The organism is Paenibacillus sp. GYB004, assembly GCF_036577605.1.
Lineage (GTDB): Bacteria > Bacillota > Bacilli > Paenibacillales > NBRC-103111 > Paenibacillus_AB > Paenibacillus_AB oceani.
Map to the genome: position 1 here is coordinate 216,490 of NZ_JARBDB010000072.1, position 13,455 is coordinate 229,944.

The 13,455-nt window shown below is 50.6% G+C and carries 11 protein-coding genes, 6 tRNA genes and 1 rRNA gene; 5 read left to right on the forward strand and 13 right to left on the reverse strand.

Translation table 11 applies throughout. The features are described 5' to 3' along the window. Positions 1 to 16: 16 nt before the first annotated feature. The 5 genes from ctaG to coxB all read right to left on the reverse strand — a co-directional run bounded on the left by ctaG (position 17) and on the right by coxB (position 5,158). Complete coding sequence (gene ctaG / locus PV433_RS33085) at positions 17 to 907, reverse strand: cytochrome c oxidase assembly factor CtaG (RefSeq protein ID WP_332076210.1); 891 nt, start codon at positions 905 to 907, stop codon at positions 17 to 19. A gap of 281 nt (positions 908 to 1,188) precedes the next feature. Then, positions 1,189 to 1,509 carry a cytochrome C oxidase subunit IV family protein gene (locus PV433_RS33090; RefSeq protein WP_190929740.1) on the reverse strand — a complete coding sequence of 107 codons (321 nt, stop codon included), beginning with the start codon at positions 1,507 to 1,509 and terminating at the stop codon, positions 1,189 to 1,191. Positions 1,510 to 1,512: 3 nt separating this feature from the next. Further along, positions 1,513 to 2,130, reverse strand: a complete 618-nt coding sequence (locus PV433_RS33095; RefSeq protein WP_332076211.1) for a cytochrome c oxidase subunit 3 — start codon at positions 2,128 to 2,130, stop codon at positions 1,513 to 1,515. Continuing rightward, positions 2,127 to 3,974, reverse strand: a complete 1,848-nt coding sequence (gene ctaD / locus PV433_RS33100) for a cytochrome c oxidase subunit I (protein WP_332076212.1) — start codon at positions 3,972 to 3,974, stop codon at positions 2,127 to 2,129. Before ctaD ends, PV433_RS33095 begins: the two co-directional genes overlap by 4 nt. A 104-nt stretch (positions 3,975 to 4,078) precedes the next feature. Next, entirely contained in the window at positions 4,079 to 5,158 is a 1,080-nt protein-coding gene (gene coxB / locus PV433_RS33105; RefSeq protein WP_332076224.1) for a cytochrome c oxidase subunit II, read from the reverse strand. A gap of 389 nt (positions 5,159 to 5,547) precedes the next feature. Here coxB and PV433_RS33110 point away from each other — a divergent pair, with 389 nt between their 5' ends. The 5 genes from PV433_RS33110 to PV433_RS33130 all read left to right on the forward strand — a co-directional run bounded on the left by PV433_RS33110 (position 5,548) and on the right by PV433_RS33130 (position 10,319). Beyond that, the gene (locus PV433_RS33110; protein ID WP_332076213.1) at positions 5,548 to 6,231 is read left to right on the forward strand and encodes a hypothetical protein; all 684 of its coding nucleotides are present in this window, start codon (positions 5,548 to 5,550) and stop codon (positions 6,229 to 6,231) included. A gap of 569 nt (positions 6,232 to 6,800) precedes the next feature. Then, the gene (gene motA, locus PV433_RS33115) at positions 6,801 to 7,610 is read left to right on the forward strand and encodes a flagellar motor stator protein MotA (RefSeq protein WP_190929736.1); all 810 of its coding nucleotides are present in this window, start codon (positions 6,801 to 6,803) and stop codon (positions 7,608 to 7,610) included. Then, positions 7,582 to 8,391 (forward strand): flagellar motor protein MotB, encoded by an 810-nt coding sequence (gene motB / locus PV433_RS33120; protein ID WP_332076214.1) that lies wholly within the window; start codon positions 7,582 to 7,584, stop codon positions 8,389 to 8,391. The genes motA and motB overlap by 29 nt, the downstream gene beginning before the upstream one ends. Positions 8,392 to 8,532: 141 nt before the next feature. Next, the gene (locus PV433_RS33125; RefSeq protein ID WP_332076215.1) at positions 8,533 to 9,105 is read left to right on the forward strand and encodes a guanylate kinase; all 573 of its coding nucleotides are present in this window, start codon (positions 8,533 to 8,535) and stop codon (positions 9,103 to 9,105) included. A 77-nt stretch (positions 9,106 to 9,182) separates the two neighbouring features. Then, positions 9,183 to 10,319 carry a virulence factor gene (locus tag PV433_RS33130; RefSeq protein WP_332076216.1) on the forward strand — a complete coding sequence of 379 codons (1,137 nt, stop codon included), beginning with the start codon at positions 9,183 to 9,185 and terminating at the stop codon, positions 10,317 to 10,319. Positions 10,320 to 10,937: 618 nt separating this feature from the next. Here PV433_RS33130 and PV433_RS33135 read toward each other — a convergent pair. From PV433_RS33135 to PV433_RS33170, 8 genes are all read right to left on the reverse strand, one after another. After that, positions 10,938 to 12,326, reverse strand: coding sequence for a DEAD/DEAH box helicase (locus PV433_RS33135; protein ID WP_332076217.1), 1,389 nt, complete (start codon positions 12,324 to 12,326; stop codon positions 10,938 to 10,940). Between the two features lie 156 nt (positions 12,327 to 12,482). Next, positions 12,483 to 12,553, reverse strand: a tRNA-Gly gene (locus tag PV433_RS33140). A 10-nt stretch (positions 12,554 to 12,563) separates the two neighbouring features. After that, positions 12,564 to 12,637, reverse strand: a tRNA-Pro gene (locus PV433_RS33145). Between the two features lie 9 nt (positions 12,638 to 12,646). Continuing rightward, positions 12,647 to 12,726: transfer RNA gene (locus PV433_RS33150), tRNA-Leu, on the reverse strand. A gap of 10 nt (positions 12,727 to 12,736) precedes the next feature. Continuing rightward, positions 12,737 to 12,808, reverse strand: a tRNA-Gly gene (locus PV433_RS33155). 171 nt (positions 12,809 to 12,979) lie between these two features. Further along, a tRNA-Leu gene (locus tag PV433_RS33160) sits at positions 12,980 to 13,063 on the reverse strand. 20 nt (positions 13,064 to 13,083) lie between these two features. After that, positions 13,084 to 13,166: transfer RNA gene (locus PV433_RS33165), tRNA-Leu, on the reverse strand. Between the two features lie 121 nt (positions 13,167 to 13,287). Continuing rightward, positions 13,288 to 13,455: ribosomal RNA gene (locus tag PV433_RS33170) — 23S ribosomal RNA — on the reverse strand; the annotation flags it as partial.

Below are 13,455 nucleotides of genomic sequence, written 5' to 3' on the forward strand. Positions count from 1 at the left end.
TTTTACATCCTCTCCACTACAAAACCGGTTCCGGCTCCAGATCGTCCTTCCTCCGTTCCCGGACGTACCAGTTGAAAAAGATATACGCAAGTGCGGCACCATATGTGATCTCTTGCATAATTTTCATGATAACTCCGCCGAGCTGCTGATCTTCCCGCGAATCGAATATCGCGAAAAATTCAGGTCCCGAGAAGTTGGCGAGCAGTTCCTGCGAATTGGCCGGCACGCAGTAGCCCATCGCCGTCGCCCACATTTGCGGGTCGTTGTATGTGGCATATACGGCCGTATTGGCGAAAATGATGAGCGCACAAGCCGGAGTGATCAGCACGCCGTTGGCGAATATAAACGCCATTTTCTTCAATTCACTTAGCCGTCCATATTCCGGCAGCGGCGATACGATCGGCCACCACATCATAAAGGAAGTGAGCAGCAAAACGAAAAAGTAGATCGTGTGCACCGTATAGTGGGTCATCACATAATCGTGAATAGCCGGCAGATGATAAAAGGAAAACAACATGTTAAAGGTTACTACAGCTATTAAAGGCTTTGTCAGTGTATTGATAATGGCACCAATCTTTTTTATATTCATCACGGGCCGGATCATCCAGGCCGGTATCCCGATCAATATAAGCGGTGGCGCAACCAGATAAGCAAGCGACATGGCCGTCATATGCGCACTGAATATTAAATGCCCGAGCAGTTCCAGCGGACCGCCGTCAGCCAAGTAATAGATGGTGATCCCAAGAAGAAACATAGTCTTTTTGCTTCTCGATACCGGCTCGCTATCCGCAAACAGCGAACGCTTCGGTCCGATCAGGATCAGGTAACCTACTCCGATCGCTATCATTACAGCCAGTTTCCAAGGGCTCCATAATTCGGCAAAAGAAAAGTACTGCAAGCCTAACACAGCTTTCCCTCCTATCTTCGTTTTCCATGCGGATGATTTATACTTGGAGTTAGTTGCTCGCCGTCATGAAAAACGCACTTCATTCCGTGCCATTATATCACGGCTGGCTTCTATCTCCAACAACCATACAAGGAGAGCCGCACCTTACATAATCCCCCACAAATTGGGGCTTTGGCTTCGATGCTGATCCAGGTATTTGGTGGGAACCGCGAATCCGTAATCACTCTACACATTCAAAAAAAAGGGGGGCTTTTTTTGTCAAAAAAGTCCCCCCCCGGCTATTACCACCATATCATATACACGGCTGCCGCCACTCCGGTAAGAGCGACGATCAATCCTGAAGCGATTCCTACGATTGCGAATCCGTGTCCGCGGTCCTTCATGTGCATCCAGAAAGCAAGCTGGAAAATCACCTGAACAATCGCCAGAACTACTATAAACAAAATCGTAAACGTTTTTCCCATCTCGGCCATTACGATTGCGAACGCGAGCGCAGTCAGGACCAGAGACAAAATAAATGACAAGTAATGGTTTTTCGGGCCCTCATGAACGTGAGGCCGCTTGCTCGTATGTTCCGTAGCGGAATGATGATTGGCTGCCATGTTCTAGCCCACCTTTCCCATCAAGTATACGACGGTGAAAATGAAAACCCATACTACGTCGATAAAGTGCCAGTACAGTCCGAATACGTAGAGCTTCGGAGCCGTAACCACCGTCAGTCCTTTTTTGGTCATTTGCAGCAAAAGGGCAATGAGCCACAAAAGCCCGAACGCTACGTGAGCGCCGTGGAAACCGACCAGTGTGTAGAAGGCCGAACTAAATGCGCTAGTCGAGAACGTATGTCCTTCATGCACATATTCAAAGAACTCGTAGATCTCAAGGCCCAAGAATGCAAAGCCCAGAATACCTGTGATAATAAACCACAAATAAATTTTCGCTATATCTTTGCGGTGTAGCGCCTGGATTGCCAGTACGCTTGTCATACTGCTGGTCAAGAGAAGCAGGGTGGCGGCAGCCACCATGCCAAGCTTGAACAATTCATCGGCGGACGGACCGTCTCCGATCTGATTCCGCAATCCGATAAACACCGCGAACAAACTACCGAAGAGAACCGTTTCTCCACCAAGGAACAACCAAAAGCCGAGTATCTTATTGCGTCCTTCCAGAGTCGCTGATTCCGGTTGGTCAGGCAAGTTCTTGCCGGTCAATTCAGCGTGATTCATACCTTCGCCCCCTTATCCTGCAGCTCTTCGACTTCGATGTGGTAGCCGTGATCGTCATAGAGCGAACGAAGGAGCATACATACGAGAGTGACAAGAATGCCGCCTGCGGCTACATAATAGTTGTGATACATGAATCCGAAACCTGCAATGAACAATCCGAGCGACATAACAAACGGCAAAATCGTCGGATTCGGCATATGAATCGCACTGATTGGTTCTGCAGGAGTCATTTCCTTGCGGCCTTCCATTTTCTCCTTGAACAGCGGGTCCAATCCGCGGACAAGAGGAAGCTGCTTAAAGTTGTATTCCGGTGCCGGAGAAGGAATTGCCCACTCCAGCGTACGGCCGTCCCAAGGATCGGCAGGAGCGTTTTTCGGTTTCATCGATGTGATGAGGATGTTAAGAAGTACAAAGATTGTACCAACCCCCATCAAGATGGCGCCGATTGTACTGATAAAGTTAAACGTATCAAACTCTTGTCCCGGCAAGTAGGTGTATACCCGGCGCTGCATCCCCATCAGACCGAGGAAGTGCTGCACGAAGAACGTTAAGTGGAAACCGATGAAGAACGTCCAGAACGACAGCTTGCCGAGTCCTTCGTTCAACATGCGCCCGAACATCTTCGGCCACCAATAGTACAAACCTGCAAACAAACCTAACACAAGACCGCCGACAATTACGTAATGGAAGTGCGCTACTACAAAGTAAGTATCATGGTACTGGAAGTCAGCCGGCGGCGATGCAAGCATTACCCCAGTCATACCGCCCATAACGAACGTCGGAATGAAACCCAAGGCGAACAAGCTTGCCGTCGTGAAACGAATATGTCCGCCCCACAAGGTGAACAGCCAGTTAAAGATTTTAATACCGGTAGGTACTGCAATCAACATCGTAGCGATGGAGAACAAAGCGTTTGCGACCGGACCGAGGCCAACCGTAAACATATGGTGAACCCAAACCATGAAGCCCAGGAAGCCGATAATAACGGTTGCGAACACCATAGCGCTGTAACCGAACAGACGCTTGTTGGAGAACGTACTGATAACTTCGGAGATAATACCGAAGGCCGGCAAAATCAGAATGTAAACTTCGGGGTGCCCGAAGATCCAGAACAGATGCTGCCAAATGACGACGTTACCGCCGGCGCTAATATCGAAGAAGTTGGCTTCGAACAGCCGGTCGAACATAAGCAGAACAAGTCCTACCGTAATGGCCGGGAACGCGAGCAAGATCAGTCCCGATGTAATAAAAGATGCCCATGTAAAGAGCGGCATACGCATGAAAGACATACCAGGCGCACGCATGTTAATAATGGTGACGAGGAAGTTAATGCCCCCGATCAGCGTACCGATACCGGCTATCTGCAGACCGAGAACGTAGAAGTCGATACCCTTGCCGCTATATTGCGGTGAAGAGGACAATGGCGTATAAGCCGTCCACCCTGCATCAGGCGCTCCTTCCAGAAACCAGCTCACGTTCAGCAGCAGGCCGCCCAGGAAGAACAGCCAGAAGCCGAGTGCGTTCACGAACGGATAAGCAACGTCGCGCGCTCCGATCTGGAGCGGGATGATCGCGTTCATGAAGGCGAATATCAGCGGCATCGCCGCAAGGAATATCATGGTTGTACCGTGCATAGTCAGCAGCTGGTTGAACATTGATGCATCGATTGCATCGTTCATCGGTTTGATCAGCTGAATCCGGATGAGGACGGCTTCCAGGCCGCCAAGTAGGAAGAACAGCGCCCCACCGATTAGATACAGAATCCCGATTTTTTTATGGTCAACGGTTGTGAGCCAATCCATCAGCCCGCTGTACTGCTTTTTAGCCGCATGTGAATGTGCCAACGTATTACCCTCCTAGAACTTTTTCCTCCGGTGTGAATTTGGCCTGGCATTCGCCAAATTCACACTCGAAAAAGTTTTACTTCGAAAGCTGCGCAATTACGCGTTTATTTCTGTGTCTGACCGGCCAAGTATTCAACCAACGCATTGATTTGTTGATCGTTCAGATCAAGGCTCTGCTCCATTTTGCTGCCCGGAACATTTTTTGGATTCGGCATCAGGTTGCCCGGTTTAACCGCTTGTGGATCGTCGAGCCAAGTTTTCAAGTTATTCTTCAAATCTTCAGGCGAGCGGTTGATCAAAATACCGGCAACGGTCGAACGTTTTGCGTAATCGACCAGGTTAGGGGCTACTTTACCGCCTTCGACTTGCTTAGTCTGGGTATTGTAAATTGCATGGCACGCAAGACATTGATCTTTAAATATTTTCTCGCCTTCCTGAGCCAGAACCGATGTCGGCGCAGCCGTCGGCGATTTCATTCTGCTGATCCAGCGGTCGAATTCCTCCGGCGTAACGGCTTTCACTTTAAATTCCATCAAGGCGTGAGAATCGCCGCACAGCTCGGCGCACTTGCCGTAATAGGTTCCCGGTTCATCCGCTTTCAAGTAATGCATATTCGTCATACCCGGGTTCGTATCTTTCTTACCGCCGAGAGCCGGTACCCAGAAAGAGTGAATGACGTCGGCCGATTCCAGATGGAAGGCGATCGTACGCCCGGTTGGAATAATCAAGTCTTGAGAAGTGTTGATCTTCTCGTTCATATATTCGAATTCCCACCAGAATTGGTGGCCGGTTACTTTAACCTGCAGCGCATTAGGATCATTCGAGTAGTCTTTGTCCAATTCGAACGTATACTTAACGGTCGGAATCGCAATGATGATGAGCAAAATGAACGGAATAACCGTCCAGATGATCTCCAGCTTATGATTGCCCTCGACCTGTTTCGGAACGCCGGTTTGTCCTGGACGTTTTCTGAAGCGTACGAGCACGAACACATAAATGATCGCCACGGTGACGAATACACCGATCATAACGATCAAAGAGAGGTAAATGACCGATAATTGCTTCTCCGCAACCGGACCTTTAGGATCCAGCGCCGTCAGATTTTCCAAACCACATCCCGTAAGCACGAACGTCAATAACGCGAAAAGCGGAATCAAACGCCATGCAGACTTCCACCGTCTCATTTTACTCATCAACCCCAATTCTCTGTGTTTAATAGACCGATCAACGCGCTGAGATCAATCTATTAGCGCTATCATGGATGGCCACAATTTGTCAACAAACTTAATCACCCTATTAACTATAAATTCGCGGCATCTTTTTGTCAATCGCAATGGGAAAGTTCACAAATTGTTCTAAATCAACGGTTTTCAGCCTTTTTTCCTCCCTCGTTTTCTTGGAAAAGGACTCATAAAGGTTATTTCCATAATACGGCCCCTTTATGCAAAAACGAATGCTTTTTTAGACAAACCCGGCTGCTCCCGTCTCCTGATTTGGTCAGATGGCGTTCATGCATAATCCGTCCGAAATAACAAACCCTATAAAGGGACTTTATACGATGAGGAGGTACTTCATGAACCGCCTGACTGTAGTCCGATCGTTGGCCGTCCTCGCCGCCGCTGTCGTTTGGATATCCGCCTGCTCGTATCAGAAACACTTTGAAGCTGGTCCTTCCGATTACGGCAGCCGGACGGAATCCCACGAGCGTTCCGGGTTTCGGACCTATAACACGCAGCTGAAAGCCGCCGACCACAACAATAACAGTCTTCAGTTCACTCAATCCACCACAGATGCCGTAGACGATATGAAGGGAATACGCAGCTCCTTCGTCTTCGTGACCGACAAAAATGCCTATGTGGCCATCGTGCTGGATAAGACGGCAACCGGGACCAAGGGGAAAGGAGCCATTCTGTTCAGCGACCGGACGATCGCTTCGCCCGGAGTGGACGACCATTCCGATGTCTCTTACGTGCTCCCGAAGGGTGACGTCGTAATGGACAAGTACAGCTTCGATACGATTCCGAATCCGCAGGATCTCTCAAGCGAGCTTGTGAAGGAATTGTCCGCCCTTGTAAGGCAGCATCATCCGAATATAACGAACGTCTTCATCTCGGCCAATCAGCAGTTCATTAACCGTATGAGTTCCTACGCGCTCGAAGTATGGAAGGGCGGGTCGCTTCAGCCTTACGTTGCGGATTTCAATGCTTTGGTTAAAGATCATTTCGGAGACCACGGCATTATTGAGACCAATCCGTAACAAAAACGTCTTTTCACCGAGTTTCTTCATCTAAATAAGAATCAATTTCAATGAGAATAGTGGATGTTTCACCACCGCCAAGGCTATGACGCATTTGGCGGTTTTTCGTTTGTCGTCGTACATGATTTACGGGAAATTCTTAAAAGACGTGAACAGAAAGGTCTTGAATCCTCCATATAGCTTAGATAAAACCTCGATACATCCTCCATAATTCCCTTCTCCATCCCACTGTCAAGCGTCTTGTGCTTCCATGAGATGAAAGGGCCTGTAACAGGCGCCCGTATTTCGAATCAAAACCGTTCAGGATGCGTAATGAACAATTAGTCGCCCCAAACTATACGAAAACGAATCCGGGGTTAGGGAATTTTTCCTACTTTACAGCGCTATATTGGCTATCACCCGGATAGAGATGACCAGACTCTTTGAGTTTTTCGACAAATATACTCCATGCAATTACAATCTATACCTTTTTTGTTTTCTTCCTATGCAGGAATTTGTCGGTATTAATCGAATTATAGTCCTATACAACCAAACCGTATAGGATGGACTACTTAAGGACGGTGCAACGGATGGAGAAATCAACTGGAATTGGCCTTATACTGGCGCTTATCGCAGTAGGGCTGGGCATGGTGATGAAGGGAGCCAGTCTGGTCTCGCTGGCTAACCCGGCCGCTTTGCTCATTATCATTTTGGGTACGATTGCGGCCGTGTTCATCGCCTTCCCGATGAACGACCTCAAGAAGGTGCCGAAGCTGTTCGCCATTTTGTTCAAGCAGCAAAAGCTCGTATCCAAGAAGGAACTGATCCAATTGTTTATCGAATGGGTCACGATTACCCGCCGCGAAGGTTTGCTCGCGCTGGAAAGCAAGGTCGACGAGATCGACGATATGTTTCTGCGCAACGGAATGCGTATGATTATTGACGGCAGCGACCAGGAATTTATCCACGATGTGCTGATGGAAGAAATATCGGCTATGGAAGAACGGCATCGTTCCGGCGCGCTGATCTTTACTCAGGCGGGTACATATGCTCCTACACTGGGGGTACTCGGTGCCGTCGTCGGTCTGATCGCCGCGCTCAGCAACCTGAACCAGGTCGAACAGCTGGGCCATCTGATCTCGGCCGCCTTCGTGGCGACGCTGCTCGGTATTTTTACCGGCTACGTGCTGTGGCATCCGTTCGCCAACAAGCTGAAGCAAATTTCCAAGAAAGAAGTCGAGTTGAAGATGATGATGGTAGAAGGCTTGCTGTCGATTCAGTCCGGTATATCCGCTATCGCGATCGAACAGAAGCTGTCTGTCTATTTGCCGCCGTCCGAGCGTTACTCCGACCAAAAAGGAGAGGTAGGCAGTGAACAAGAAGCGCAAGCAGCATCATGAAGACCATATCGACGAGACTTGGCTAATTCCTTATGCGGATCTGCTGACGCTTCTTCTGGCGTTATTCATTATTTTGTTCGCTTCCAGTCAGATGGATTCCAAAAAATACGATTCGATCATGAAAAGCCTGAATTCCGCTTTTACCGGGGGCTCCAGTTTCTTTGATCAGCCTGAGGTCATTCCGCTGATCGACCCTCCCGCTTCGGATATCAAGAAAAAGGATCAGGACGGCAAGTCGGCTCAAGAGATTAAAGCCGAGCAACAGCAGCAGCTGATTCAAAAAGAAACGGCCGAGTTGAAGGAATTGAAACAAAAGATCGATCAATATATTCAGGACAATAACCTGGATACCCAACTGGAAACGAAGCTGACCCACGACATGCTGATGATTACGATTCGGGACAACGCCCTGTTCGCTTCCGGAAGCGCGAATGTGAAGACCGACGCCCAGAAGCTGGCTGTCACGATCTCGGACATGCTGACGCAGTACCCGCAGTATCAGATCGAAGTGGCCGGACATACGGATAACGTACCGATCCGCAATGCAGAATTCGATACCAACTGGGATTTGAGCGCCAAGCGTGCGATCAATTTCATGAAAATTTTGCTTCAAAACGACAAGATCAGTGCCGAACGGTTCCGTACGATTGGATATGGAGAGTTCCAGCCGATCGATACGAACGATACAGCCGAAGGAAAAGCCAAAAACCGCCGGGTTGAAGTATCGATTCTCCGCACGATCAAGGAACCGGATACGCTTAGCGTCACCGGTAACCCTTAAGGCATACCTACAAGACCAGAAGAGCTTCCGCTAATGGAGCTCTTCTTTTTTGCATCCTTTACGAATAGGATAATACATGAAACGTCTTCCGTTCCGGCTTCATAACGAGCGAAACATACTCTTCTGAAGGAGGAGATCGATGTGCGAAAAACCATTTTCGTATTCACAGGGCCGGACGGTTCCGGACGCAAGACGATCGCCGATATGACTGGAGCGACGCTTGAACTGACCAAAGTGTTATCCTATACGACCCGGGCGAGGCGAGCCGGAGAGCAGGACGGTCAAGATTACCACTTCATTGCTGCGGATTCCTTCCTGGAATCGGAACGACGCGGCGAGTTCGTAGAGAGTGTGCGCATCGACGGCCAACTGTACGGAATCAAGCACGCCGACATTTTGCGATTATGGGAGGAGCACGGATTTGTGTACGTCATCTTGAATCCGGAAGGGGCGCGTATATTGAAGCAAGCGTTCGGTCCCTCAGTCGTGAGACTGTTCGTGTATGCAGACCGGCCTTCCGTATTGAAGAGGCAGCGTGACCGCGGAGACAGCGACGAGCTGATCTCGGCTCGCATGGCCTACTACGACGAAGCGATGTCCGCACTGCCGGAGTGCGAGTATGCGTATGAGAATGTCGACCTGGCCCATACTGTCTTCGCTATATCGAATACGATAGAGCCGTACATGAACCGGCAGCTTCTACAATTGGATTGATCCTATCCCCCGCCAAACCGACGGGGTTTTTTCTTGTTGCATTTTGTGACACAATAGAGGGGAGGAGGGATATACGGATGAGAATCATATCCATCGAACCGACGCCTAGTCCGAACTCGATGAAAATTAACTTAGATGAAGCCTTGCCAAAAGGCTCGATGCGAACGTATACGAAAGCGAACACCGCCATGCCCGTTCCGTTCCAGAGCATTCTGGAAATACCCGGGGTGACCTCCATCTTCCATACTGCCGACTTTATAGCTGTGGATCGGCATCCAAAAGGTGACTGGCAGGCGATTCTCGCAAGCATACGGTCCATACTGGGATCGGATGAGGTTCAGACCTCTGCCGTGCCGGAGAGCATAGATGCCGATTCATTCGGTGAAGCTTCCGTCCTTGTCCAATCGTTTCGTTCCATTCCTATGCAAATACGAGTCCGGTCCGGGGGCGAAGAAGTCCGGAGGGCGATGCCCGAACGGTTCGTAGAGGCAGCTATGAACGCCGGCAACGCTTCGCCCAATCTGATCAAGGAGCGAAAGCTTGAAGAGATCGGGATTCGCTATGGGGAGCTCCAGGAGATAGCCGACCAGATCGTTCAGGAGCTGGATGCGACTTATGACCAGACAAGGCTGAATGAACTGGTGAAAGCGGCCCAATCCGCCGGAGTGGACGGGACAAGCGAGCCTGCGATCCGGCCGGAACTGGGTTCAGCTGAAATCGAACGTCATCTGGATGACCCTGACTGGAAAAAGCGGTACGCCGCCCTTCAGCAAATTAAACCGTCCATGGAGAGACTGCCGCTGCTAGCCAAGGCGCTGAACGACCCTCAAGCGTCAATCCGGAGACTTGCCTCCGTCTATATCGGCGATATTCGCGAACCGGAAGTGCTGCCTTATTTGTATCAGGCGCTCCGCGATAATTCCGTATCCGTCCGAAGAACGGCAGGTGATACGATCTCCGATATCGGAGATCCCGCGGCCATTGATGCGATGACCGAGTCGCTTCGCGATTCGAATAAGCTCGTCCGCTGGAGAGCCGCACGTTTCTTGTATGAGACTGGAGACGAACGTTCGTTGCCGGCACTGCTGGAGGCGGCCGACGATCCCGAATTTGAAGTGCGTATGCAGGTCAAACTGGCTATAGAACGGATTGAAGGCGGAGTAGCAGCCGAAGGTTCCGTATGGCAGCAAATGACCCGAAGGAACGATAACTGATCTGCTATACACTTTTCTTTTCCGTTGCCCCTCGACGTGTTGACGATACTGCAGATCCTAGACATCACCTGCTTGCCGCTTTCGGTGAAGACTTTTGCTTCAAGTGAGGGTCTTACGTCATATTGTGTCTGGTAGAGGAATCTTGATGAATCGCATGCTAAATAGCATTTCGGTTTGAGGCCCTCGGTCATGTAGAATGAGCCTTGTAAGCGACGCACGGGATATCTGTTTTTGTGAGCCTAAAGGGTTCAGCTTCGCGGGAAAACTCTTTATGAAAAACCGTCCGGAGGCGCCACGACGTCCGGACGGTCCTTTGACATGAGTGCATACTCATACGTTTGTGTGGAAGGGAATGAGTCCCCTTGGCTCCAGTTGCTCGTTGATGAGGTTTGAGGGGGCCAACCTCACTCTTGGTCCGGCCCGAAAATATCTTGTTTGCGGGCAGAATGCATTCCGCATCGCCGAAAGCGGAATACGTATGTCCTCCAACAAAATAAGAGGCTCGACAAGCAAGATGGCCCCTTCTCTGCTTTATCACGGTGAAGAACATGTGCTGATATTTAAAAAAGACGCCTCCAATACCACTGAAGATAGTGGTTAGAAAGCGTCTTTCTCGTGTTATTTGCCTCTAGGCGCTCCGCGGCGACCAGCGCCTGCGAATCCCGGACCGGGGCGGTTTTTGCCGGCTCCGCCCCCGAAGGTTGACCGGGAACCTCCCGGTCCTTTGCCGAACCCTTTCGATGAGCCTCTGCCTGCTCCTCCGTCCGCTGAACGCTTCGCCCCTTGGCGGCCCGTATCGGACTTCCGGTATTTCGAAGCGGCCGAATCGGAGCTTTTACGGAAGCCTGCTGGCTTCCCAGCTGTCTTCTTGACCACCTCGCTGGAAAGCAGTCCACCAGTCTGATCACGGCGCGGCAGCTTCATGCCGATCTTGCTTTCCAGCTTCGCCAGTCTCAGACGATCGCGTGCCGTCACCAGCGTAATCGCGATACCGCTCTCTCCTGCTCGTCCGGTACGACCTATACGGTGAATGTACCACTCGAAATCTTGCGGCACATCGTAGTTGAATACATGGGTAACTCCCTCGATATCGAGCCCGCGAGCAGCGATATCTGTCGCAACGAGCACTTGAAGCTTCGCTTCGCGGAACCGCTTCAGGACGAACTCCCGCTTGGCCTGGGACAGATCCCCATGCAGCACGTCGGATTCAATGTCCGCTTTTTGCAGCGCTTCGTTCACGACATTCGCCCGGCCTTTGGAACTGCAGAAAACCATCGCCAAGAAAGGACGGTAATGTCCGATCAACTGAATAAGCGTATTGTTTTTTTCCGTTTCCGGCGTTTCGACAGCAGCTTGTTCAATTTCATCTACCGTTACTTGCTTGCCGGCTATTTTCAACTGCTCCGGCTTGCGCATGTAGCGCTCCGCCAATTGACGGATCGGTTGCGGCATCGTAGCGGAGAAAAGCATCGTTTGCCGTTTCTCCGAAGCCAGGGCGAGCAGCGTCTCGACTTCCTCCAGAAATCCTCGGCGAAGCATCTCATCCGCTTCATCGACAACAACCAGACGTACGCCGTTGAGGGATAACGTCTCTCTCTTCAAATGGTCAAGCAAACGGCCCGGCGTACCGACAACGATCGTCGGAACTTGCTCCAGCTTCTTGTTTTGACGGTCTACGTCCGTTCCCCCGTAGATCGCCTGAACCCCGGCGCCGACAACCGAAGCCAGTCTTTCCGTTTCTCTGGCAATCTGTACGGCGAGTTCGCGGGTAGGCGTAACGATCAGAGCCTGAGTAAACGGGCGATTCGGTTCCACCTTTTCCAAAATCGGGAGCACAAACGCTAATGTTTTGCCCGTCCCGGTCTGGGCTTGTGCCGCTACGTCACGACCTGCGAGCAGCAGCGGGATCGCTTTGGCCTGCACCGGTGTCGGATCTGTAATTCCATAAGCAGCCATCGCTTTCTGGAGCTCCGGGCGAACGCCTAATTTTATAAAATCTTCAGCCATGGTATACACCTCTTTCTAAGGACTTGCCGTCCGGCGATTAGCCCGATTATTATGATTCCCACTATACCATACCGCAATTGATGTTCACAAACCGCCGATAAAGGCAGAAAAAAGACTGCCGGCTTCCGCCGACAGTCTTCACTGTGAGTTTACGTAAGCGGGTGATGGGAATCGAACCCACGCTACCAGCTTGGAAGGCTGGAGTTCTACCATTGAACTACACCCGCAAATGAAAAGTCGGGACGACACGATTTGAACATGCGACCCCCTGGTCCCAAACCAGGTGCTCTACCAAGCTGAGCTACGTCCCGATAATATAATGCCGGTGAAGGGACTCGAACCCCCACGGTTTCCCTCACGATTTTGAGTCGCGCGCGTCTGCCAATTCCGCCACACCGGCTTAAGGTATAAGCGGACGACGAGATTCGAACTCGCGACCCTCGCCTTGGCAAGGCGATGCTCTACCACTGAGCCACGTCCGCATACGATTCAATCAAAGCGTTCAGGATTCTAATTATACACAATCGACGCTCAGGTAGCAATATAAAACTGCATATCCGGACGAAGGATTGCATAAACAACATCCCAAACCAGGGACAAAATATGGACTGCAACCCTGAGGTTAGAGTCCATACTTGCAAGTAAATCATCTATGCGGTCGAGAGGACTCGAACCTCCACGACTGTTACATCACTAGAACCTGAATCTAGCGCGTCTGCCAATTCCGCCACGACCGCACAATATAAAGTTAGTAAAATGCGGTTGAGAGGACTCGAACCTCCACGGGCGTACGCCCACTACCCCCTCAAGATAGCGTGTCTGCCATTCCACCACAACCGCGTATGAAAGAAGGAACAATCATTGTTGTTCCCTGAAAACTGAATGCGAACCGAAGAAGAGAGAGAGATGAAACGTTACCCCAAGGGCTCTTGAGGCCTCCACGAAGGTTCGTGGAGTATTGTAGGATAAGCCCTCGACCGATTAGTATTCGTCAGCTCCACACATTGCTGCGCTTCCACCCCGAACCTATCAACCTGGTCGTCTACCAGGGGTCTTACGAATTGGGAAATCTCATCTTGAGGGGGGCTTCGCGCTTAGATGCTTTCAGCGCTTATCCCTTCCGTACGTA